Here is a 24,054-nt window from a genome sequence, read left to right as displayed (position 1 = left end):
GTGAGGGCTCCTTTTGTTGGCTTATTACCTATTATTATACGAAAGTCACGCTTGAATAGCAAAATAGCTCTGCTTCTTGCTTGAAGTTTGTGGTTACTATTTTAAGACTTCCTGAGGGATGATTCCCATGAAGTAATCCTCGATAGCGTCCCAGAAGAAGTGGGTATAGTTAGTTATCTGTTCATTACGATCTTTCCCTTCCATATCGCGTTCAAACAAGTACTTAAACATTTTAACGCTTAATTCATGCCGCTGATAGATTTCTTCTTGGAAGTCATTATGGTAGGCTGTAGGATTGTTAATCGCCTTCTCCATATGATAGATCGAGTTTATGCGGAGGTAAATCTGAGGATTCTTACCATTTCTAGCTTCATAGGTTAATATTTCTAAGGCCTGGGCCAGACCTAAGACATTCGTTGCAGCACTAAAACGATCAAACCTATCTCGCGAGCGAGCAAAGTAAATCGTTTTGGCCTCCTCCCTTTCTACTACCATAGATTTTGTATTTACCAGTTCTGTAAAGGTACGAGTAACAAATTCCATATAGTTGTCTGGATGCCCAAGCAACATGTATTTATCGTAAGAAGTAGAGGCTCCTCCTTCACTGCTTATAATTCGGATGATTCGATCATTTCGATTGGATTGATAGTCTAGCATCGAATTGATAAAGCCTTGAGCATACGCTTGAGAAACATATCTATCTAGATGCGTTACCCTTTTCGAGAAGAAATCCCCCATTTCCTTTACTGTAAATCCTTTATTATCTCTAACCCCTTGTATAAAGAATAGCTCAAATAGATTTAGCCACTCTTTCAATTTTGCTTCTGCTCTTGATACACCCTGCTTATGGTCTATATAGAGACTGACACTGGTAGCAAAGACCAACTTGCTGACTAAGTCATTCCACCGTTTAAGCGGCAAATTCTTAGTATAAAGTTCGTACTTAAATTGTGGAAATGACAAATTATCAAACTTATCCTCCCACAGCTTAACTAAATTAAAGCGATAGACGGCTGCATAAGTTGGGCTTTTTATATAATGAACCAAATCAAAATAGACTTTATATAAGTGGCTGTTTACAATCACTTCAGTGTCTTTCGTTACGAGCACCATGTCGTCGCCGAACAGCGTTCTAGGACGCGCGACAAATGGTGAATAATTCAGCTTTCTTGTTGATGAAAAGTCTTTTTCAATCATTAACAAGACAGTCTTAATACGGTTATCTATGCTGCTATCGTCTTCCGTTGTTTTTAAGGCATTCCTAAAATCATCCGCACTCACAACTAAATTACGAGCATTCTTCTTAGTTTTATACAAGGAAACGATTTTTCGCATCACTTCTATGAGTTCCCATTTTTTTACAGCACTCATTCCGTGAAGCTTCCTAATTTCATTAAAGTCGCTTGGCATATAATCTAACTTTGCTCGCCCGACCTCTACTTTTTCATGATCACGAGCCACCCGGCCAATTTCTTGTAAATAATCGACTACATTGCCTGTCATGGCATAATGGTAAACAACATTAATGTCAGATATATCAATCCCCATACCGAAAGCTTTAGTTGCTAGCATAAACCGGATCTCTCCGGATTTGAATCCTAGAAGCATTTCATCTTTCTGTGTCTTCTCCAAGCTACCATAATATACGCCGGTTTTCTCTACTAACTCAGAAAAAGATTCCTTAAGAAAAGAATGAAATGCTCTTAGTAATCTAACAGTTGGAAAATAAACTAGTACTTTATGCTTCTTTTTAGCGGCCTCTTTGATTCTCATAGCTGCTAAGTACCTCTTAATATAGGCCTTATCATTTCCCAATTTACGAACAGCTGCAGATTCCATATTAACGCGTTGAATATCCATCAGAATATCATCCCGTTTTACTTTACCTATAAACGTAATCGGCCTAATCATCTTTAGGCTATCCAAGGTATCGAGATACATGTTCTCTCTCCCCCCATAGATCGAAGTAGCCGTGAAGGTCACAACTGGAAACTTGTATTTTTTACGCAACTTAGCCAGATAGATCCCTAGGTACCAATAATCTGCTCTGAAGCTTTTACCCCAGGTTGTCACAATGTGTGCCTCATCAATAATGACTAAGCCCACTTGACGTTCCCCAATAAGCGTCTTAATATCTGAGCGATTCTGTAAGGTCTCTGGAGACAAATAGAGCATGTCCACTTCCCCATTTACAACGCTTTGAATAATCTCTTCGCGTTTTTGAGGTGTTAAGTTAGAATGGACACTTTTAGCTGACTTTATGCCTCGCGCACTCAAAGAATCTACCTGGTCATTCATTAAACCTATCAATGGCGAAATAATAAGAGTTAGTGGCTTCTTGTCAGGATACTCATTAGATAAGTAAAGGGCTGGAATTTGGAACATAATAGATTTACCTGATCCCGTCGAAGAGGTTATATATACATCGCGAAAATCTGCTTCATCTAAGGCATTACACGCTTGTGATACAATCGCATCAATAATCTTCTCTTGAGATACTAGGTCTATTGTCTTATCACCTTGGCGAATGTCTTTATACATCTCAAGATTCTTAAATGAAGTATAACCCCAGTACTTTTCCAGATAGCGAAGATATTCTTGGCTGTTCGAAATCGGGTCATTTTTCTGTTCTTCTTGCCGTTGAATAAAAGAGATTTCTTCTCCCGATAACCATTTAATGAGGCCCAGTCTATAGGTAAGGTTTGGTGACAATCTTTCATCAGCTAATGCTACTTCAATCGTCTGCTTGCCTTGACGATGCAAAACATAATGTATTAAATCTAAAAAGGCAGTTTCATCATCGAACAGCTCAAAAGACTGTGAGACATCAGAAGTTTCTATACTAAACACTTGTCCCCTGTCACAATTTTCGAAATCAAATAAATCGTGATACCTTGCACTATTCGATTCGTACTCATGGGGTCGGACATAATAAGAATCTGTTGTAGCTGAATAGGTCATACCACCATAAATGTTCAATATATTTTCACTGGATGTGTTGTTATTTATACTTTGATCATCCTCTAGGAAAATCCCCTGATAGCTACTTTTAGGGTCTGACAAATGATTATCGACAGGATAAAACCCATTGTATAAGTTGTTAGTTATAATATGCAGATCAAAGAACAAGTCCAATGTATCTTTTACTAGCAAAAACTCCTCAAAAAACATCCAATAAAAAGGCTCAGTGAGTTCTAGAATATTTGTGGCTTTCCCAAGTATTCTTCTACTGCATTCATTGAAATCAGCTTTATCTATTGGAAATGTACCCATCCCTTTACAAAAATATTGAGCTTGATACTCCTCAAGCAACATACGGTCCACACCCTTAAAGACTATTAAAGGCTTCTTACTTGAAGAAATAACATCAGAAAGTCTAGCTATTAGTTTACTAATTTCTTGTTCAATTTTCCCAATCAACATAATCTTCTATGTACTCCTTTATCTTTGGATTATATCGCGCCCTACGTTGTAACTTTCTCAATGCTTTAGCTTCAATTTGTCGTATCCGCTCCCTAGTCACTCCATAAATCTTACCAACTTCCTCTAGGGTGTATGTTCGCCCATCATGAAAGCCAAACCTATAAAGTATTATCTCGCGTTCCTTATCCGAAAGCTCTGATAAGAGCTTATCAATTTGGTCAGACAGATCCCCATGCAGTATCTCGCCTTCCACTGAAGCCTGTTTATCTGCTACGAATTCTCCCAAAGTTGTGTCTCCGTCAGATTCTCCAACTGGAGTATCAAAGCTAGCTAAATTCCAAAACATGTCTTTATAGTATAAGAGCCGCGCCACTTCTTGTTCCGTCATGTCAAGCTGCTGAGCAATTTCTTTCGTATTGACTTCCCCTTTTTCGAACTCCTGCTCTCGCACCTTCTTAATTATCTTCAAAATCTTCTCTCGAACATGAACAGGTAATCTGATCAGTGTTGAATCATCTGCTATGCCACGGGTAATACTTTGCATGATCCAATGAAAGGCATAGGTGGAGAATTGTGTGCCGTATGAAAGATTGAATTTTTTTGCAGCTTTTATTAAGCCTATTCGTCCACACTGCATCATATCTTCAAAATCAAAATCTGCAGTTGCTAGTTTTCTATAGTGATTAGCGACTTTCCTAACCAATCGCTCGTTTGCTTCAACTAATCTGTTTAGTGTAACAGGATCTTTTTTTAGGCTGTATTCTTCGAGCATTATGAGATTGCCCCGAAAATCCAAAGTTTCAATATGGACTGACTTCAAGTCTTCAAACTCAGGCAACGAGAGCAAAGCATCGATATCCAAGTAGTCATCGTCCCCATTATCTTCCATATCTTCTACAATGACAAGTTCTGACTTAATTGAATGCTGATCTTTCAGTTCTCCCTTTTTTTCCGCTAGTAGATAAGCCTCAAAAACAGGATTTTTCTTTCTGTTAACCATATTGGAACTATTCATATGCATTATTAGCCCCCCTCTCATTGTGCGCGAATTCTTTAAATAATTTTGTGTATCATGAATAGTATACACTATATGTTTCACATTTCACTTTAGTTTTCTTGCTATTTTATTTAGAATTCTTGCTGAATTCAGGTGATTATTAGTAGACATGTTATACCGATGATCTTTATTCCACAAAAAAACGCCATACCGGCGTATTTTCTTACTCTCTATTTTGCTAACTTCTCATTCGCCAATTTCTGCAGGGATTGGATATTATAACCTGTGTCCGTTAAGCGTTCGCCTCCTTCCTAGCCATTATCTCTAAACAATATAATTTGTCCCCTAATCATTACTCTTGGCGCATTTGCAAAAACAGAGCAATCCTCCTCTACCAGAAGATTGCTCTATTCAGCCTACATTGTATGATTGTACTAGTCATTGATAATGTTGAAGGTCTCTGCTTACTCTAAAATTGTAAATCCTAGGCTAGAACTATCTCTTAAGAACATTTGAACTGTTTCCAGGGAGTATTCAGTCAAGTCCTTGTCTTTCAATTCTAACTTCTTAATCAAATCCGAAGTACAGGTGATGATGTCCACTCCTAAGGAATCCGCTTGATAGATGTTGAAGGTCTCGCGCGGACTAGCCCATAGTAACTCAATACCTTCTTTTTGACGACAAATAGCAAGTGCCTCTTGCATGATTGGCATTGGATCAACGCCTGTATCGGCAATGCGTCCCGCAAAAACGGACACCACTGCTGGGGTACCACTCTTGAGTGCATCGACTACTTCTCGAACTTGATCAACCGTGAAAATAGCGGTCACATTGACTTTGATTCCTTCTGCAGTCAGTCTATCAATTAAAGGTGCAGTACTCTCACCCTTAGAGTTGGTGACCGGGATTTTAACATAGACATTATCGCCTAAGGCTGCAATTCTCCGCGCTTCTTGCTCCATTCCTTCTAAATCATCTGCAAACACTTCGAATGATACAGGATAATCCGTAATCTCTTTTAAGACATCTTTAGCAAAACCAATGTAGCTAGTAATTCCTGCTTTTTTCATTAAACTAGGGTTGGTTGTAAAACCTGTCACTAAGCCTGAATTTAAATCATGCAGCATCGTTTCCAAGACTGCGCCATCCGAAAATACTTTAATTGATAATGCTTTGCTCATTTGCCTATTCCTCCTCCGTTACATTATTCAATGCTTCCTTAGACTTGGTTAGGATAGATGGCAGAATCAACACAATTGCTAATACGGCAGCCACAACATAGATACCGACTGAGCCGACAGACTCTCCTACGCGTCCTAATAAAATCCCAAAGATCCCAAAGTCAAAATCTCCGAAGGTCGTATTGGCGAAACCTAGTTGGCCTAAGACTGGTAATAGCGTAGCAGGCAGGAAGGCAAGGAATAAACCATTAACAAATGAGCCAATAACCGCACCTTTGCGTCCACCAGTTGCATTACCATAAATACCTGCCGTTGCGCCACAGAAGAAGTGCGGCACCATGCCTGGGATAATTAAGACGCCGCCGATTGCGCCAAGAATAAACATGCCGATCAGGCCTCCGAGGAAGCTGAATGCGAAGCCGATAATAACGGCCGTTGGGGCATATGGGAAGAATACTGCGCAGTCTACCGCCGGAACTGCATTCGGAATGATCTTGGTCGCAATACCTTGGAAGGCTGGAATTAAGTCTGCCAGAATCATACGTACACCTGAGTAGACAATGGACACACCCACTGCAAAGGTTAGCCCACTAATAACTGCAAAGATAAAAGGGTTCTTACCCCCAGCTAATTCTTGAACTGCCTGTGGGTTACGAACTAAACAAGCTACTACTCCGACTAGATAGAAGGCAACCATGACAATCCCCGTAGAAATCGTGGTGTTTCTGAGGAAGCTCCATTTTTCAGAGATTTCTAATTCCTCAGTACTTCTGCTATCTTTCCCTACTTTCTCTCCAATCCAAGCTGATAAATAGTAGCCAAGGCTTCCAAAATGCCCCATGGCAATTTCATCACCGTCTGTCACCTTGAGGGTGTATCGTTGTCCGATAGCCGGTGAAATTGCAGACCAAGCACCTAGGAAGAAGCCACCGACTAGGACAAGCGTTAGGCCTTTAAATCCGATGGCCCCTAACACTGCTGATAACAAGCAAGCCATGAAGAAGCTATGATGCCCGGTTAAAAAGATATACTTAAAGCGCGTGAATCTTGCAAATAAGAGGTTTAAGACAAGGCCCACAATTAAGATAGACATGGTTTCTACACCTAAAATTTGTTGCGCCACACTGGTAACAGCCTCGTTATTAGGAACCACTCCAGTAATGCCAAAACCTTCTTCAATTAATCTTGCTAAAGGTCCTAAGTTAGCTTGAATAACGCCAGCACCTGCCGCTAACATCAAATAACCTAAAACAGGCCCTAAGGTACCTGTTAAGACCTTATGTCCAGGCGTTTTTAAGGCTACCAAGCCAATAAAAGCAATTAAGCCCATTAAGAAAGCCGGTTCACTTAAGATGTTTTGTAAAAATGTCAAAATGCCATTCATTGTACTTCCTCCTTCTTTTAATGCTAGTTATATTATTGATTGACCATCTCTTTTAAGATTGGAACAAGTTCCGGTTCAATTTTCTTGCGATTGGTATAACTTGGCACGAGGCAAACTTTCGTACCTTCTGGGAATATATCTTTAAATTCCTTTACGGTTACATACAAATCTGCATTCTTACCAACTGCTGCATTGGAATCGCATGATTCCACATCTACATCAATCCCTAGATCCTTAGCAATTGTTTCTACCTTGAAACGTAGTAATAAACTACTACCAATACCATTACCACAAACCGTGACTACTTTAATCAAGTTACTCTCCTCCTTCCTCTATGATTTTATCAATAATAGCCAGTATTTCCCTTGGGTCAGAAGCTGCAATTAAGGAATCAATTGCCTCTTCATCGTCTAAAATCAAGGCCAACTCTTGTAAGGCTCTTAGGTGCGCAGTTGAATCTACTGCAGCTAAGACAAAGATTAATTGAACCTTCTTGTCGTCATCATCATCTTCAGAGAAATCGACAGGTTCTTTTACTTGCAATAAACTAATGCCTAGTTGATGCACACCTGAATCAGGAGATGCATGAGGTACAGCTACTTTAGGCGCCAAGACAATATAAGGTCCTGTTTCCTTAATGGACGCTATCATGGCCTGAATATAGGATTCTTCAACATAGCCATGGGTAAGCAGTGGCTGAGCCGCAAGATCAACGGATTCTTGCCAATTACTCACACTGTCTACTTGTTGAATCAATTCTTCTTTTAATAGATCAGTCAAAGAATCACCTCCTAATAATTGTTGATTGTTTTGAGCAAAAAGATAATGGATTAACTCATTCTTTAAGCCTTCTTCATTCTTGATAGTGGTATATTTGGCCACAATCCCCATTAATTCGTCTATCGATACCACATCCTCTTTTTCCAGGTGCAAGTATTCATACACCCTTCGTTTTAAGAGAATTTTTTCAATAGAAGTCATTAAGGGTTTAACAAGGAAGACCTTGTCTTGACTTTCTAAATGAGTAGTTGAAAAAATAACTTGAACATCATCCCTCTCCCTATTATCTACAGTCTTAAAATGACTCCTTGAGATTGCCTGGAATTCCATCCTTGGAAATATTTTCTCCAATTCAGATTGCAGTATCAAGGATGTACTAACCCCGTTGGGGCAGACAATCATTGCCCTTAAATCCTTCCCTTCTCTATGCTTGACTTTGGCCTGTAAATACCCACCAAAATGTATAGTGAAGTAGGCAATTTCGTCGCTAGATAATGGTTTGCCCGTCATCTCTTCTAGGGGTTTTAAGCTGCGTCTAATTAATTCGTATAGCGAACGGTATTCTCTCTTAATCTGATGGGTTAAGGGATTATGCAAAGAAATATTGAACAAGAGACGATAATATGACGGATACAAGTGGGCATACAGATTCTTCCTGAACGAAATCCCCAGCGGGAACTCAAGGCCAGTATTGGCTTTTACTTGCTTGATAATTTCGTCCATAATTAGCACTACAGTCGGATCAGGGTTTAAATCCAAGTTACCCTGTAGGCATCCTGCTAGCCGCGACAGAGTATAGTCTCTTTCTTTAGCCAGCTTCGGATATTCTTCTTCGAGTTCCTCCACTAGCTTCAACAGGGCTGTTTCCTTAATATTACGGTAGCACTCTTGCTTTACTTGATAGTCACCTTCAATCTCGATTTCATTCAGAACAGCCATCACGAGCGAAACTATTTTCACGTTTTCGAAAATAAAGGTAAGCTGATATTTTTCACTCAGCATTCGGATTTGAGAGAAGATGGCTGCGTCCTTAGTTGCTATGCGACATTCCTTGAGCACATAATCTAAGATAAATCGTCCACTCTCTAGACGCATTAACTTCTCAATCGTGCGCTCTAGTAATTGCCTTAGCTGACTTCCTGTGCCTTCCAAATAATAGCCCTCACTACGCGTGTATTGTAATAAGATTGATTGATTTTTTAGCAATTCCCGAATATCTTTCAAATCGGCTACCACTGAGTTTTTGCTCATTCGTAATAAGTCTTGCAAATGATAGTTGGATATGTAGTCTGGATACAATAGCAAATAAAGAATAATCATATCTAGCCGTTCATGTTGAAAGATATAGGATCTACTGCTTATATCTACATGACCTAGTAGCTCGCCGCTTGAAATAGCAGGTACTCTAATTAGGTCATTCTCAATTCTTATGTTTGGAAGCAATAAGTGACTCAGCGCTTCATTGATTCTCAGAATATCTGAAAGGATGGTTCTCCTGCTACTATTGGACAAATTCTCTAACTCCCCAATTGAAGAATTATCATAATTCAGGAAAAATTGGTATTTCTTTATGAGCTCATTTGTAAACACGTTCTCCCTCCTATCTCTATTATACTTAGGCTTTCTCTTGCCTTAAACAGCCTTTGAGCACAATCTCATGCGCAGGCTAGAACAGCAAATTGTGCTCAGTGTATCCCCTTTCATTTAGGGGTATGTCTCGTCTTATTTTTAAGCCAAAAATGCCCTGTATGTGTGTAAACAGAAAAAGCCAGATAATCCCTAGCACAATGTAATGGTCCGAAAACATTGAAAGTGGAGATTAATCTGACTTATCTTAATTTTAACCTAAAAGTTGAATAATTAACAGTGGGAGATTGAGTTAGCGGCCTAAATATGTTAACAGTGCCTTAAAATATGCCCTGCAATATCTTCAGCTTAAACCTAGCTTACATTCTGAGCCACGTCGCGTTGGACCTCCAACACGACATGGCTGCCTTCCAATACGACGTAGCTCACGTTTTTTCTCCCTTTTTGCCTCAAAATACTCGCTTCCTTACCGAGCCACGTCGTGTTGGACCTCCATCGCGACATCACTACCTCCCAATACGACGTGGCTCACGCTTTTTCGCCCTTTTTGACTCAAAATACTCGCTTCCTTGCCGTGCCACGTCGTGTTGGACCTCCATCGCGACATGGCTGCCTTCCAATACGACGTGGCTCACGTTTTTCATCTCTTTTTACCTCAAATTCCCCACTTCCTTCCCCTGCCACGTCGTGTTGGACCTCCATCGCGACATGGCTGCCTTCCAACACGACGTGGCGCCCCTTTTTACACCAAAAAACCACCCGCGCTATACGGGTGGTTGCCTACCTTCTTTATCTTAACTCAAAAGTCCAATCTAGTTTAAAGCTTGATTCATCAAAGCGGTGTTCCGGTAGGAGGCGTGGGCCACAGGAGTTGGAGCCAATACCAGCCTGTCTATAGTCTAGATGGAGGTAATAGACGCCCTCTTCCACTAGCTCGTCTCGATGGCGCGCCTGACTTAGTTGGCGTGTTGAATATGGCGAGAGGTTGAAGGATAGGGAATGAGACGAAGCCACACTCAGCGCCAACGATCCTTGCTGGACTGCTAGCTTGGACACTTGGTGGGCGCCATTCTCTTGCGGGGTTACATAAGGTTCGTACAAGTCTTGGGCAGACTGTTCGAAGTAGCCCCAATAACTACTGTGATGCTTGTCCACATAATTCTCATAAGGTCCATAACCAATATAGGAAACTCGGTCTGCATCCACCATCGGTAGGACTAAGCCAAAGCGTGGCAACTCCACCATTTCCTTAGGTCGTTGCCCTTCCAGGCTTAACTTCAGTCGACCCTCTTGATCTAGGCACCAATGACCTTGGAAACTAAGGGCTGACTGACGGCCAACTCCTGCAATAACAGCTTCAAAGTGCAGGCATACTTGATGATTGATGGTCTCAGCCCTCAGGCTGTGCACCCGAACCTGGCTGTGGTCATAGTTGGCCTGGCGCCACTCTGTCACAATCACGCGGTCATTATCCGTTGGCGCTCGCCAGATGGTCCAGTCACCCGGGCTTGCTAAGATTTCTTCTTGGCCAAACTGCCATGAGCTTGGGGCGGCATTGGCCTTACTGAAGGTCACTGCCTGATCTCGCCAATGCATGGTGAAATCCCTTAGGGTCTCGGTCAGCCAAGGCGTCTCAGGCTCTTGACCTAGACATTTAGCTTGTGGCCATTCAATGTCCCGCAGGCGCACTTGGTCTTGGCCCAGGCAAACGTCGTCTCCTTGGCGCAGATAGCGCAGGCGAATATGGGACATTTGCATTAAATCCCAGTCCTTAGGCAGGAAGACGGTCGCTTCTTGGCCTGGCTCAGCCTGCCAGTCAGTGACCGTCACCCCAACTAGGGGCTGACCGGCTAGGTCATAAGGAATCATCTCCAGGATGACCTGGTCTTCTAGCTTGGTGAAGTGGTAGTGATGACAGAAGGTCAGACACCCTCTCTCTAGATCACTATCTACCAAGCGAACTGGCCGATGGATTTGAGCGTATTCCAGGGCCCCGGTATGTGGCCGACGATCCGGATACATCAGGCCATCCATACAGAAGTTGCCAGCATGAGGGTACTCACCATGATCCCCACCATAACGGTAAACTGGCAGGCCTTGGTTCCAAGCACCTTGATTAGTCACGCCTTGGAGTTCGATGGCGTGGTCCGCCCACTCCCAGACAAAGGCCCCAATAAATTCAGGATGGCGCATCATACAGTCATAGTAATGAGCCAAATCGCCTGGCCCATTCCCCATGGCATGCGCATATTCACAGAGGATAAAAGGCCGGTCCAGTGGCGCATAGGCGCCCCCTTCATGGAAATAGGTGGCCTCGATTTCTTCGACGCTAGGATACATACGGCTCCAAACATCCAGATACTGGGTGTCATAGGTGACATCAGGCTTGTGATACCAGTAGGCTTCATAGTGGAGCGGCCGCCTTGGATCTTCCTGTCTGGCAGCCTTCAACATGGCTTCAATGTTAGGGCCATAGCCGGACTCATTCCCGGCCGACCACATAATAATGGAGCTGAAGTTCTTGAGGGCTCGAACATTGGCTATCATGCGCGCGAGACAGGCCTGCTTGAAGCGTTCATCGTAGGCTAGTAGGTTATAGTTGTCGTTCCCGCCCATGCCATAGAGATCCACGACCCCATGACATTCTAAGTCCGTCTCGCTAATGACATAGAAACCAAGCTCATCACAGAGCTCATAGAATTCTGGTGACTTGGGATAGTGGGCTGTTCGCACAGCATTAAAGTTCAGGCCCTTCATCAAAATCAAGTCTTGGCGCTGACGTTCCAAGGTCACCGTTGCCCCTGTATCCGGCCAAGAGTCATGATGGTTGACACCCAAGAGCTTAACTGGCTGATGATTGATATATAGGCAATTGTCTTGGATAGCTAGCTGACGAACCCCTACCTTGTGGCGGTAGTACTCCTCCCCTACCTGCCAGTAAAGGCTGTAGAGATGTGGTGCCTCTGAGGACCAGATCTGAGGGTTTGGAATTTCGATTTGACAGTCTCGCTGTCCTAGGGGCAGACTCCCCTCTCCCACTAAGCCTCCATCAGGGGCATAGAGCTCATAGTGACCTTGCGCCAAGCCCACTGTGGCCGCGACAGACAAGCCTAAGTAGCCAGTCTGACTATCAGGGGATAGCTGAGTCGTGAGGCTGAAATCTAGCATACGTGCCTGCTGCCGCTTAAGTAAGTAAACATCGCGGAAAATCCCACTATTACGGAACTTGTCCTGGTCTTCTAGATAGGTCCCGTCGGACCACTTAAGCACTAAGACGCTTAGACGGTTGCTGCCGGCTACCAGATAGTCGCTGATATCGAAGATAGAAGTCGAATGGGATATTTGGTCATAGCCCACAAAATGGCCATTGACCCATACATAGAAGGCCGAGTCTACCCCTTCAAAGACTAGTTCATAGCTAGTCGTTTCAGTCCAATCTGCTAAGTCAAGCTGACGTTGATAGAGTCCCGCCGGATTATCATAAGGCACATAGGGTGGATCATAGGGAATCGGGAATTCTGTGTTGGAGTATTGAATTTGGTCGTAGCCCTGCATTTGCCAACAGCTGGGCACCGGAATTTGGTCCCAGTCCAAGCCTTGAGCTTGCTCCCAGTAAGGGGCCTCAATCGTCCGCACATTAGGGAAATACTTAAAGTTCCAGATGCCATTCAGGTCAAGATAGGCGGTAGAGTCCCGTCGATTGCTGGCTTGCTTAGCCTGGTCCAAACTAGCATAAGGAATGGTATAAGCCCTTTGGTCTAGGGCCCCTACACTGACTAATTGAGGGTCTTCAAAATATGGATGGATTAACATGCTTGAGCTCCTTTCCCTTATTTGACAGAACCTAACATACCTGCAACGAAGTGACGTTGTAGGATGAAGAAAATCGCAATGGTTGGCAGGGTCGCGATACTAATGGCCGTCATCATGAGACCGAAATCTGGCGAATAAGAGGACCCTAAATTGGAAATTAAGAGGGGCACGGTCTGTTTGTCAGGCGTCTGCAAGACAATCAATGGCCAGAGATAGTTGTTCCAGCTAGACATGAAGACAATAATCCCTGCCGCGGCATAAGTATTCTTCATGGTCGGCATGAAGATTCGGACGAAGCAGCCCAGCTCAGATAAGCCGTCAATTCGCCCTGCTTCTAGCAATTCCTTGGAGAACATCTTGGTATTCTGTCTGAAGTAGAAGATGAGGAAGGCAGTCGCCACAAAAGGTAGATAAACGGAGGCATAGGAGTTAATCCCAATGGCCGAACTAACCGAAGACAGTTGGCTGAAGAAGCGGAAGAGCGGGATAATGATGGCCGCAAATGGCAACATCATGGAAACCAAGAGGATATTGAAGACAATGTCCTTGGCCCGGGAGCGATAGACTTCAAAGCCATAGCCTGCCACTGACCCTACTAAGAGGGCTAGGACTGTCTGCCAGAGGGCCACAATGGCAGAGTTGATTAAGGCGCCCCGCATCTGGGTCTGGCTGAATAAATTAGTCAGATTCTGCCACAGGGCATTACTTGGCAAGAGCCGACCGTTAGTAACATCTAGACTGGTATTGGTCGCACTGACTAAGAGGAAATAGAAGGGGAAAGCAAAGATGATAGAGGCCACCCCCAAGAAGAGGTAAGACCCAAGATGTTTAGTTCTTTTCATGTTGATTCCCCACCTTTAGCTGAATAATTGAGAAGATAACCACCAGGAAGACAATGGCATAGGAGACAGCGGCCGCATAACCGAAGTCGGGTGTGAACTTGAAGCTAATATTGTAGATATACTGGGAGATGGTCAGGGTGGCATTCCCTGGCCCACCCTTGGTCAAGTTCATGGGTTCGTCGAAGAGTTGCAAGGTCCCAATGGTGGAGGTAATCGAAGTGAAGAGAATGACCGGTCTTAAGAGGGGAACGGTCACGCTGAAGAAGGTCCGCCATTTGGAGGCCCCATCGACATCCGCTGCTTCATAGATTTGTGGGTCGATATTTTGCAAGGCAGCCAGGAAAAAGATCATATTATAGCCTGTCCAACGCCAAGTAATGGCAATAATGACCAGGACCTTCGCCCAGACTGGATGAGATAGCCACATAATGGGTTCACTGACAATGTGTAAATTCACCAAGAGCTGATTGACAATGCCCTCATTTCCGAACAAATACTTGAAGATCAGAGAATAGGCAACCAGGGAGGTGACACAAGGCAGGAAGACGAGGGTCCGAAAGACGCCCCGCCATTTGAGTGTTTTCTGATTGAGCAAGACCGAGAAGAAGATGGCCAGAATGACCATGAGTGGCACTTGGAAAACCAGAAAAATCAGCGTATTACCGAGGGCCGTCAAGAAGACCGGGTCACTGAGTAAGCGTTGATAGTTGGCTAGACCGACGAATTTGAGCTGGTTACCCTTCCCTGCCGATAGGGACAAGAGGAAGGTCTGTACCATAGGATAGAAGTAAAAGAGGCCAATCAAGAGGGTGGGTACCACGATAAAGCACCAACCCAGAATCTTGGTTCGGGCGAAGTGATTGAGTTTGAACATCCTACCTACCTCCTTAAATAGAAGAGGCAACAAGTCTGTAGGGATGCCTTGTTGCCTCTGGATGTCATTATTGAATTTGATTCTCTGCTTGTTGTTGGGCTTCAGTCAGCACTTGGTCTAGGTCTGCACCATTGAGGTATTGGTTGAAGGCATCCACAACAATACTTTCCATAGCGTAAGTATGTTCCCCGTAGTTAACGGCAGGAATCTTAGTAGACCATTCAGCAAAGTCCTTATAAATCTTCTGATTACCGAAGTATGGTACCGCTTGGTCATAGGCATCCGTCTTAAGGAGTGGTTGATAGGTCCCTAGGGCACCGACTTCCTTCATAATACGGCGGTAGAATTCTTCGCTAGATCCGAAGGTCTTGCCTAGGAAATCAGCAGCTGCTTCCTTGCCCTTGACATTGAGGACATAGAAGGAAGACCCACCTAAGTTAGAGGCATTGACTGAGCCTGTCACATTTTGGCGAGGCCAAGGCACGACCACCCATTGGCCAGATTGGCTAGCTTCAGCTGTCACAGATGGTGTAATCCAATTACCTTGTGGCACCGTCGCAACGGTTCCTTTGTTGAAGGCTTGCAGCATTTGGCTCCAGTCATTGTGGACATTAAGCAAGCCCGCATCATTCATGGATTTGAGGGTACGGAAGGCTTCCTTAAGGGCTTCATTGTCCTTGAGGTTAGGTGCCTTACCATCTTCCGTCGTATACCAGCTACCGCTAGCATTAATCATGGCCCGCACCAGACCTAAGTCTTTGAAGTCAATGGAAAGAAGTTTGGTCCCTGTCTTATCGTAGATATCTTGACCAATCTTTTGGAGTTGATCCCAAGTGATGTTTTGTAGTTCTTCCACCTTATGGCCAGACTGTTCTAAGAGGTCCTTACGGACATAGAGGCCAGTCACCCCAGTGTCAAAAGGCACCGCATAGTGGGTATCGCCAATAGAAGTAGCTGCCACCTTATATGGTGCGAAGTCTTCTGCCTTGAAGAAATCAGAGAGCGGGAAGAAGCTATCTGGGTAAGCAGCTAGGAAGCTCTTAGCCCGGTAGTCTTCAATCAGGACGATTTGTGGTAAGCCATCGGTCACCCCAGAACTGAGGGCGGTATTCAACTTCTGCACAATATCGTCTTGTGCGTTCTCAATGATATTGAGTTTGAAGTCTGGGTGGTCTTTCTGATAGAGTTCTTGGGCGATTTCTAGGGCCTTAATGTTAAACTTAGGGTCCCAGGCCCAGACCGATACCTCATCCGCAGCATGTGCGGTATGGCGTGGAGCGACTAGAAACGTGGTAAAAGTTGTCAAAAGCACCGTCAAGGTCATCATGATACGTGTAAACTTCTTCATCTTTCGTTAATCCTCCTCAATAATTGGGCGCCTTAGCCGACACACCTCGAGTCTGGTCAACCAGGCACCTGAAATGGTAACGCTTTATATTTACAGTGTATAGTCTTTTGGTTTTACAAGATATAGTGAAAGCGTTAAACTCTATGTCATTTTGTTGCAACATGTCTCTGCTATACTAGGAGTAAGGAGGCGAAACCTATGCGACAATTATGGCAACATTTCGACTATGGACTGACGGATCTGCAGTTTGACGAGTGCGGCATCCAGCAGTTTGAACCCTATCAGGTCTACCAATACACCGTCTATCAACCCTACATTATTCACTGGATTGCCTCAGGCAAAGGTAGCCTAGAAGTCGACAACCACTGTTACCCCCTGACTACCAATCAAGGCTTCATTCTTAGACGCGGTCAGCAAGTCAAATACTATGCCGATGGCAAGGAACCCTGGCGCAACTACTGGATTGGCTTTAGTGGCCAACGTTTGGAAGAATTCCTGCAATTTACCCAGTTGGCTGATGCCCACTGTATTCAGTTCCAGGATGAGGGGCAGTGCCAGACCATCATTCAAGATATCTGCCACTATAGCCTGTCCCAGACTCAGGATGCCAATACCTTCTACTGGCAAATGATGAAGGTCTTCGACTTCCTCTACCACGCCCATCTAGAGCTAGTCAGCCTGTCAGCCCCCCGCCAACAAAGTAACTCTTCGCCCGCAGAGGTAGCCGCCGCCTACATCTACGCCAACTATGCTCACCCCATAACAGTTGAGTCTATTGCCCAGTATATTGGCATGAGCCGCAGCGCCCTCTTCCGCCTCTTTCGACAACACTATCGCCAGTCACCTAAGCAATTCCTGATGGAGACTCGCCTCCGTCAGGCCAGGCAACTCCTGGTTGAAAGCCAAGACTCTATTAAGACCATTGCCGCTAGCGTCGGCTACTCTGATCAGCTAGTCTTCTCCAAAATCTTCAAAAAAACCTTCGGCCTCAGCCCCAGCGATTACCGCGACTGCGCCGGCGAACCAGATTATATGGGGAAAGGATGAAGGTTGGGCTAGTTTGGTGGCTAGGTGGAGGTAGCTGGTTTGGTGGCTTTTCCCAGGTTCCTGGCCGAGCCAGTGGTCCACTTTAAAGAGTGGACCACTGGCTCAGAAAAAAATGTTCCCTTAAAAATACGCAAAAAAAAGCCAGGTAATCTCTAGTACAATGTAGTTGTCCGACAACATTGAAAGAGGAGATTATTATGACTTACTTTAATTTTAACCTAAATCTAGGAGAATTAACAGAGGGAATTTTAAGCCCTAACCAAAAGCATTCTTAAAGAAAGGAGCAAAGCTTTCTTTCCCGAGAAAGAGATTTGACTTCTTCCAAACCTGTACAGTATAATAAACATAGAAGGAGTCGAGGGCGAACTCGACTCCCATGCAGAGCCGTATAAGACGGTGATGCCAAGATGACTAAAAATAGCCGTCCCGCGTGTCAAAGTGGGGACGGCTATTTTTTGTCGTGTTTATTGAAAAGTTTGTGGCAGAGCCCAATCAAGGCAATGACAAAGGTGCCAAATTCCAAGATAAGCCTTACCACAGCTTCAGCTGACAAATTCAGTGTCCTCCTTCCCTCTAGATTTTGATGGATGCACATAGGGCACCACCTCCTCCTGAGTGGGAGTCACCACCGTCTTCACTTCTCTACAATCTCTATTATACGCCTATTGAAGGGATTATGGAGGGGGACAGGAATTTTTGTTCCCATCCCGTAGAGACTCCGTCCTTGCTTGCGTCTCTACAACGAGTAATTTAATTTATCTTAAAATCATGTATCGTTAAACAAAGTATCCTACTTATGGGTAGGTAGGATTATCTATTAAATAGGGCGTGACTAGGTTATTTCTTAAAGTTATCTACATATTTTACTAGGTATTGAAATTCTTCATTGGAAAGCCCTAATAGTTTTATCAATTGCTCATCAATATCTTTAGTAAAATCAACCAGCATATTAAAATCCGAATAATCTCCTAAGTCAGGAACAACTTTACCCAAGGACGATAACGATTCATCTGTCATTAAGAAAGTAAATCTAATTACGTAGCTCTTCATATACTTATAAAAATTTTGCGCCTCGTCTTTAGTATCAAACACTTTGAGAGCAATCCTTGATCGCCCAAATGCTGAGTGATTATCTAAAACCTCCAGTTGGTTATCACGCTTCTGACCTCCGGCATTAGCACTAGAAACTACCACTTTCCATTTATCAATCAACTCAACATTCACCTTAATAGAATCTCGGTCAGCAACAAACCAGGTAGCTCGTCCAGTTTTTCCGGCTTTATCATTAACTAGTAGCTTGATTTTCTGTTCATAATTAATTTTCTGTCCATTATATAGGCTAACTTTATGCGGGTTTTTCTCGACAAAGTCGCTTTCTATCTGAAATAGTTTTTGATTAATTACACTACTATCCGCTATAATTGATAAATTGTTATCACTAATAAATTTCTCTATTTTATTAACTATCCGTGTATTTTTTGGATCTAATATAATTAATCTATCTCCTGGGGAATACATCACTAGTTCTTCATCCTTCCCTCCAACTGAGTAAACATAAATGAATTCATTAGTATCTTTCTTGTAGTCTTTGATTACTATTGATATTCCATCAGCAATAGCGACATCTTTAAAAATTTCATTTGCTTGAGGATAATATATTAGCTTAGCTAAACTTGAGCTATTAATTTGGCTTTTCCCAAACTCGACCATCCCTTTCCCAGAACGATGAATCCATCTCCCTCCTGGGTAAATTAAGCACGAATACTTCTTCGAAACCGAATCAGCAAGTAATTGAAAATCTTGGAAGACATTTCTTACTCGCTGTTGTTGCCCTGAACGCATCAGCTCATTTGTTGTACCTTCCTGATACGGTGGATTCCCCACCACAACATCAAATTTCACGTGACCAAACGCCTCCTCTACTTTTTCTTTACCCTTGTCTATATCCTGCTTTAGGACGTCCGTTAGCCCCGGAATATAAACCACATTCGTCTTATAACCTCTGTATCCTGCTAGTGTCCGCTCCGTAATGGTTTTGGCCATTGGAGTTTGGGCAATGACATAGATATTTTTCATTAGAATCGACTGATAGACTTGTCTATCAATAAATCGCTTGTCTTCATTGGCTAACATGGCCTGATAGTATAAGCTCATCGCAGCATGCAAGGGATATAGGCCTGTCTTAGAGTTTATATCAATAATCTTGGTATCTGGGTGGTAGATTTCCTTAGTTACTTCACGCTCTACCCAATGTAGGTTAGGTCTTCCGCCATCCGTCATCGCATGGAAATCATCATCGTAGAAGTTCAAGCCACCAATCCCCTTGGCAATTTGCATGTTGACAACACGCCACGGGGTGAGGACGGTTTCCTTGTCAGGGTTCTTGAAACTGCCAAATAATTCAGCAATCCGCTCTGCACGTTCAATAAAGTCCAGCTCGTCTAGCTCTTTGGCGCGGTGTCGAATAATTCGACCTGCTTCCACGAAGACTTCCGCATCATAGAATTGCGCGATATCATGGAACAGCTCCTTAGTAAAGCCCTTAGGCATAAACTCCTTCCAAGACTTATCATCCACCTGCTTGACGAATTCCTCAATCGAGATATCCTCTTGAATATCGACATCCATCCCATAAATCATGAGAGGAATCTTAGTTGATACCCCTCGCAAGATCGAAATCATGGTCTTGCGCTGTTGCTTAGCCTTCTTAATCTTCTCAATTGCTTCTTGCTCTTCAGGGGTGCGGTCTCGTTTTTTCTTTTTCTTGCCCTTCTCACCCTTCTCGTATTCTTCATCGGTCAAACCATTGTCATTCACAGTAATCGTTTTAGGTGTTTTCTGTTTGCTCGTTTTACCGACAATCGCGTTCAAGTCTTGGAACAACTTGGCATCGCCCTCTGTTAAGGTTAGAAGCTTATCATTATAGAGACTGTCGTCTTCAAAGCCAGATCGTACGGCTTTCTCCGCATAGACCTTCTTCAATTGAGTTAACATGCGATCAACATCATAAGTCTTCATGCCATTGTCTGATTGACCAAGAATTGGCAAGAAATTCAAGAGGTGGGACATGGCTTTCTTCTGCTGATGAGTATTTTTCTTACCCACACCAGAATTAATCTGCGCACTCTCAGCCATCACGGTCAGCGCCCGATCTGGCGCAAAATCAAAGATATAGCAATGCTTCTTCATCCCTAATTTTTCATGAGCAAATGGCGTCTGAGCACGAAAAGCAGCTTGTAGATAGTTCATAGCAGAGTTAGTATTGGATAAAAATATAACGGCCGTCCATTCAGGAATATTGACGCCAGTCGTTAACTTACGAACCGTTAGGGTTATGGTCTTTGTCTGAGAGGGATCCTCTGTTATCACCTTGCGAACTTTCTCTAAGTCCGCCTCATTGGCGACACCATCGTCACTATCCCGTTCGCTTCCTCGTACTACATTGACAATTTGGTACTCCTTACCAAAAATTGGATGCTGCTTCATAAGGTTTTCTAAGGCGTTGGCCTCCTTAACACCTGGCAATAACCAGAGTGTGTGCCGCAATTCTTCTCGGTAGGCCTTAGTTGAGAAAGGATAGTTCGTTCGGCTATCAGGATTGGTAATATTATCAAGAAAGGCTCGAACCTCTTGCTTATGGACTAGGCAACCTGAGTCATCTGTACGGAAGAATTCCCTGAAATTAAAAGATTTCCGTTCGTCTAAAAATTTCTTGTTCTTCATCTCGAAGGTATACATAGAGACCTTCGGTAACTTCTCGTAGGGATTGGGTTCATTTGGTTTCTCGAGCGCCCACTTAAGTTTAGCCGTCTGTTCCATGGTATAGTCCCAGGTATAAACTTGATCTTCTTCAAATTTATCCAAGAGGTTAAAGGGGGTACCAGAAAGCTCCAGAACTTTGGTTTTACCTTTAACTAGCTGCTCCATTACAAGCTCACTTAGTTGAGTCTGAGTGCCTTCATGCGCTTCATCAATCAGAATGAGATCCCAGTCTACCTCAGCAAACTGGCTCAAGTTCGTTTGCGCATTATTATGACGTAAGAGTTGAATGGAAGCAAAATAAACAAAAGGCTTGTTTCCCTTTTTGAGCGATTCAAGCGAGGCGCCTTGGCTCACTGAACCATATTCATAACCTTCTTGGCTCATCATCATTTTCTTAAAGTCCTCGAACCAAGAATCTGACACAACGGGACGATGCGTCATAATCAGTACGTTTTGGAAGCCCTCTTCTTTGACCAACTGAAGAGCCGTTAACGTCTTACCAAAGCGCATTTTAGCATTCCAGAGCATTGTATTCTTAGTCTTGAAGGCTTGACGCGTCTTTGCTACTGCTTCTTCTTGTTCTGGACGTAAAACGACCGCCGTCTTCTCTTCTACCGACTCATTGATATATTCACGACCATCCTTTACAGCTTGAATAGCTGATTTGGCTGTCTCCAAATCCGTATCAAACCACTCATTGCCTTCTAGCAATTCTGCATGCTTAATTCCGGAACGTCTCAATACATTATGGACATCATAATCATGAAACCAGGTCTTGTCTGATTTGCGATAGGCTAGTTCAACCCATCCCAACATAAAAGGCAGACCTGAGGTCTTCATGTATTGTTTAATTCGTTTAGGAGCTAACTTCCGTAAGAAACTACTATTCGGACTCCAGTCTCCTTCGACTTCGTCTTCTGGAACGGTTCCTTCGCCAACTTTGTAAGTCCCATCAAAAGCAGGAAATTGGCCACTCGCATTGTCAACTGTCTGAACATAGATAAATTTCCGCTCAGCCGTTTTGTAGAGGGCTTGAGCTTTAGGTTCTAAAAATTCATCGAATAAATTAGCCTGAATTTCATCGTCAATATAGTTAATAACGAACCAGACTAAGATATAGAACATATGCTCTAAGGCTCTAAGCGCATTCTCTTGCGTGGCGTCAGAGGGGTTTAGAACATGGGCAGAATTATTGCCCTTCCCTTTGATCTCGTAAAAATAATCCACAACATGTTTATCATTAATCGAGTACTTAATTTTCCGAAGAATCTCATTGAAATTATCCCGTTCCCCCAATTCAATGTAGGCACGGTCTGCAAATAACTTGGCTGTATTTTCCGCGACTTTACGGACTTTGGTCAAGGTCCCTTCATAGTCTCTCTGAGCGTAGTTTTCTTCCGCCATATTAATAGTTGCATACAATTCTGCTGTATCTAAATCGACACTTAAAAAATCAAAATTTGAAACCACACTCATCCTTAATCCCCCAATAAGTATACTTTTTGTATTTCAATTTCTGTTATGACTTTTTCAACCTCTGGCTCGCTAGCAACTTCATCCTCCCATTCAAAGAGGCTAAGTTGTTCCATTACAAGTTTTTTCTCCTCTTCCACTTCTTCACCGAATAATTCAGCAAAGGCAAAAGGAACAGCTCGAACTTTGCTCGGATATCCCGGAACTTTCTGCCATTCAATCATTCGAATTGGCTCTTCAGTTATGGGGTGGCGTTTGGTTAAGGTATTCCCTCTTACAATATTCTTGTGGATGATATAATTCGCCGATTTGTAGATATTGGTCTGACTATTGAGTCGCTCACCAAAAGCCTCTTCATACCAATCGAGATAGTAATTAAACATCCTCGAGCGTGCTACATCAAGATTGTCTGCAAGATACTCGATGCCATAAATTGAGGCTAGAGCTACCAGTGCCTTGGTCTTCCAATTACGTTTATCATACTGCTCTGTTACAGCCTTCAGCTTCCGTTCTAGAATTGCTAAGAGGAAGTTGCCATCTCCTGCAGCTGGCTCTAGAAAAGTAGCATAAATATTTTCACAGGATTCTTTGATACCTGGAGTATCTAGCATCTTCTTCACCATCCAAGCAGGAGTAAAGACTTCCCCATGCTGCTGAACGCGTTTCTTACTTTTTATTAATCCCTCTGACATGCACTCACCCAGCTCCCATTCCCAGTCCACAAACCCGAGGTTTTTCGGACTAGGGGTGACCTATGCTATGGTGAAGCCAGCACTACTCACTAGATGAGTGCAAAAAGGAGTATGAAAATGACAAAGAAATATGGCTATGTACGAGTATCGACTGCTCAGCAGAAAACGGATATCCAATATGAGGAACTGCGGCACTACGGCGTCTGCGAAATATTCGTCGACAAGACAAGTGGCACTACAACTGAGAATCGGGAAGCTTTGCAGAATCTTTTGGAGATAGCACAGCGCGGAGATGAGGTGGTTGTTACCAAAATTGACCGACTAGCACGTAGCATTATCGACCTTAATCAAATAGTGACTACTCTCAACAGTAAAGGTGTTCAAGTGAGGTTTTTACAAGACAATTTGATCTTCGAAGCTCACGAAAAGCCAAGTCCCTTAAGCTTGCTGATGTTCAACATATTAGGGGCATTTGCTCAATTTGAACGTGACTTGATTATCGAACGTACAGGGGCAGGAATTGAGAAAGCAAGACTGAATGGTATTAAGTTAGGCCGACCACGAGAACACTATGACCGAATTGAAAGGGCACTAGAGCTATATCTAAATCGTCCGCAAAATCAATTGTCTATCCAAGAGATTCTTCAACTGACCCAGGTTAAAAAATCTAAGTTTTACTATTACCTAAACCAACTAAAAAAAGGCAATCTTAGCCTCTAGCAGAAAGTCCAAAAAATGGTATAATAAGTCTTGTGAGAAGGCGACTAAAACCGCCTTCATTAAACGATAAAAAAAGAGTCCGAAAAACCTCGGTTTCTCGGACCCTTAGCTCAGACAAGGCGGTGGCGTAA

General features: G+C 43.3%; 15 protein-coding genes. 2 read left to right on the top strand and 13 right to left on the bottom strand.

Annotation, left to right across the window (positions count from 1 at the left end):
* Positions 1–96 precede the first annotated feature (96 nt).
* The 10 genes from ACO53F_RS07835 to ACO53F_RS07790 all read right to left on the bottom strand — a co-directional run bounded on the left by ACO53F_RS07835 (position 97) and on the right by ACO53F_RS07790 (position 16,229).
* Complete coding sequence (locus ACO53F_RS07835) at positions 97–3,423, bottom strand: DEAD/DEAH box helicase (protein ID WP_485137982.1); 3,327 nt, start codon at positions 3,421–3,423, stop codon at positions 97–99.
* Positions 3,404–4,444, bottom strand: a complete 1,041-nt coding sequence (locus ACO53F_RS07830; protein ID WP_485137981.1) for a sigma-70 family RNA polymerase sigma factor — start codon at positions 4,442–4,444, stop codon at positions 3,404–3,406. The genes ACO53F_RS07835 and ACO53F_RS07830 overlap by 20 nt, the downstream gene beginning before the upstream one ends.
* Positions 4,445–4,884: 440 nt before the next feature.
* The gene (locus tag ACO53F_RS07825; protein ID WP_485137980.1) at positions 4,885–5,601 is read right to left on the bottom strand and encodes a transaldolase; all 717 of its coding nucleotides are present in this window, start codon (positions 5,599–5,601) and stop codon (positions 4,885–4,887) included.
* A gap of 4 nt (positions 5,602–5,605) precedes the next feature.
* On the bottom strand, positions 5,606–6,985 hold the full coding sequence (gene ulaA, locus ACO53F_RS07820) for a PTS ascorbate transporter subunit IIC (protein WP_268445292.1): 1,380 nt from the start codon (positions 6,983–6,985) through the stop codon (positions 5,606–5,608).
* A 32-nt stretch (positions 6,986–7,017) separates the two neighbouring features.
* Entirely contained in the window at positions 7,018–7,299 is a 282-nt protein-coding gene (locus ACO53F_RS07815) for a PTS sugar transporter subunit IIB (protein ID WP_291454863.1), read from the bottom strand.
* Between the two features lies 1 nt (position 7,300).
* Positions 7,301–9,355: a BglG family transcription antiterminator gene (locus tag ACO53F_RS07810; protein ID WP_485137979.1), complete on the bottom strand. Its 2,055-nt coding sequence runs from the start codon at positions 9,353–9,355 to the stop codon at positions 7,301–7,303.
* Between the two features lie 786 nt (positions 9,356–10,141).
* On the bottom strand, positions 10,142–13,165 hold the full coding sequence (locus ACO53F_RS07805; RefSeq protein ID WP_485137978.1) for a glycoside hydrolase family 2 TIM barrel-domain containing protein: 3,024 nt from the start codon (positions 13,163–13,165) through the stop codon (positions 10,142–10,144).
* 17 nt (positions 13,166–13,182) lie between these two features.
* Entirely contained in the window at positions 13,183–14,007 is an 825-nt protein-coding gene (locus ACO53F_RS07800) for a carbohydrate ABC transporter permease (protein WP_485137977.1), read from the bottom strand.
* The gene (locus tag ACO53F_RS07795; protein ID WP_023392437.1) at positions 13,994–14,881 is read right to left on the bottom strand and encodes a carbohydrate ABC transporter permease; all 888 of its coding nucleotides are present in this window, start codon (positions 14,879–14,881) and stop codon (positions 13,994–13,996) included. The genes ACO53F_RS07800 and ACO53F_RS07795 overlap by 14 nt, the downstream gene beginning before the upstream one ends.
* Positions 14,882–14,948: 67 nt before the next feature.
* Positions 14,949–16,229, bottom strand: coding sequence for an ABC transporter substrate-binding protein (locus ACO53F_RS07790; protein ID WP_485137976.1), 1,281 nt, complete (start codon positions 16,227–16,229; stop codon positions 14,949–14,951).
* 198 nt (positions 16,230–16,427) lie between these two features.
* On the opposite strand from ACO53F_RS07790, the gene ACO53F_RS07785 reads away from it, so the two are divergent.
* On the top strand, positions 16,428–17,276 hold the full coding sequence (locus ACO53F_RS07785) for an AraC family transcriptional regulator (RefSeq protein WP_485137975.1): 849 nt from the start codon (positions 16,428–16,430) through the stop codon (positions 17,274–17,276).
* A 448-nt stretch (positions 17,277–17,724) separates the two neighbouring features.
* Here ACO53F_RS07785 and ACO53F_RS07780 read toward each other — a convergent pair whose 3' ends face one another.
* The 3 genes from ACO53F_RS07780 to ACO53F_RS07770 all read right to left on the bottom strand — a co-directional run bounded on the left by ACO53F_RS07780 (position 17,725) and on the right by ACO53F_RS07770 (position 23,203).
* Positions 17,725–17,829 (bottom strand): putative holin-like toxin, encoded by a 105-nt coding sequence (locus ACO53F_RS07780; RefSeq protein WP_246269769.1) that lies wholly within the window; start codon positions 17,827–17,829, stop codon positions 17,725–17,727.
* Between the two features lie 284 nt (positions 17,830–18,113).
* Positions 18,114–22,508, bottom strand: coding sequence for an Eco57I restriction-modification methylase domain-containing protein (locus tag ACO53F_RS07775; RefSeq protein ID WP_485138028.1), 4,395 nt, complete (start codon positions 22,506–22,508; stop codon positions 18,114–18,116).
* 8 nt (positions 22,509–22,516) lie between these two features.
* Positions 22,517–23,203 (bottom strand): methylase, encoded by a 687-nt coding sequence (locus ACO53F_RS07770; RefSeq protein WP_485137974.1) that lies wholly within the window; start codon positions 23,201–23,203, stop codon positions 22,517–22,519.
* 117 nt (positions 23,204–23,320) lie between these two features.
* Between ACO53F_RS07770 and ACO53F_RS07765 the strand changes: the two genes are divergently transcribed.
* Positions 23,321–23,923, top strand: coding sequence for a recombinase family protein (locus tag ACO53F_RS07765; protein WP_485137973.1), 603 nt, complete (start codon positions 23,321–23,323; stop codon positions 23,921–23,923).
* Positions 23,924–24,054 lie beyond the last annotated feature (131 nt).

It is taken from the genome of Abiotrophia sp. (genome assembly GCF_057275535.1).
The sequence above is the reverse complement of the archived record's forward strand: the minus strand, read 5'-3'. Positions and strand labels throughout refer to the sequence as shown.

Bases quoted from the DNA above. Each gene is read 5' to 3' on its own strand.
- ACO53F_RS07835 (WP_485137982.1), bottom strand. From the start codon at position 3,423: ATGTTGATTGGGAAAATTGAACAAGAAATTAGTAAACTAATAGCTAGA.
- ACO53F_RS07830 (WP_485137981.1), bottom strand. From the start codon at position 4,444: ATGCATATGAATAGTTCCAATATGGTTAACAGAAAGAAAAATCCTGTT.
- ACO53F_RS07825 (WP_485137980.1), bottom strand. From the start codon at position 5,601: ATGAGCAAAGCATTATCAATTAAAGTATTTTCGGATGGCGCAGTCTTG.
- ulaA (WP_268445292.1), bottom strand. From the start codon at position 6,985: ATGAATGGCATTTTGACATTTTTACAAAACATCTTAAGTGAACCGGCT.
- ACO53F_RS07805 (WP_485137978.1), bottom strand. From the start codon at position 13,165: ATGTTAATCCATCCATATTTTGAAGACCCTCAATTAGTCAGTGTAGGG.
- ACO53F_RS07800 (WP_485137977.1), bottom strand. From the start codon at position 14,007: ATGAAAAGAACTAAACATCTTGGGTCTTACCTCTTCTTGGGGGTGGCC.
- ACO53F_RS07795 (WP_023392437.1), bottom strand. From the start codon at position 14,881: ATGTTCAAACTCAATCACTTCGCCCGAACCAAGATTCTGGGTTGGTGC.
- ACO53F_RS07790 (WP_485137976.1), bottom strand. From the start codon at position 16,229: ATGAAGAAGTTTACACGTATCATGATGACCTTGACGGTGCTTTTGACA.
- ACO53F_RS07785 (WP_485137975.1), top strand. From the start codon at position 16,428: ATGCGACAATTATGGCAACATTTCGACTATGGACTGACGGATCTGCAG.
- ACO53F_RS07770 (WP_485137974.1), bottom strand. From the start codon at position 23,203: ATGTCAGAGGGATTAATAAAAAGTAAGAAACGCGTTCAGCAGCATGGG.
- ACO53F_RS07765 (WP_485137973.1), top strand. From the start codon at position 23,321: ATGACAAAGAAATATGGCTATGTACGAGTATCGACTGCTCAGCAGAAA.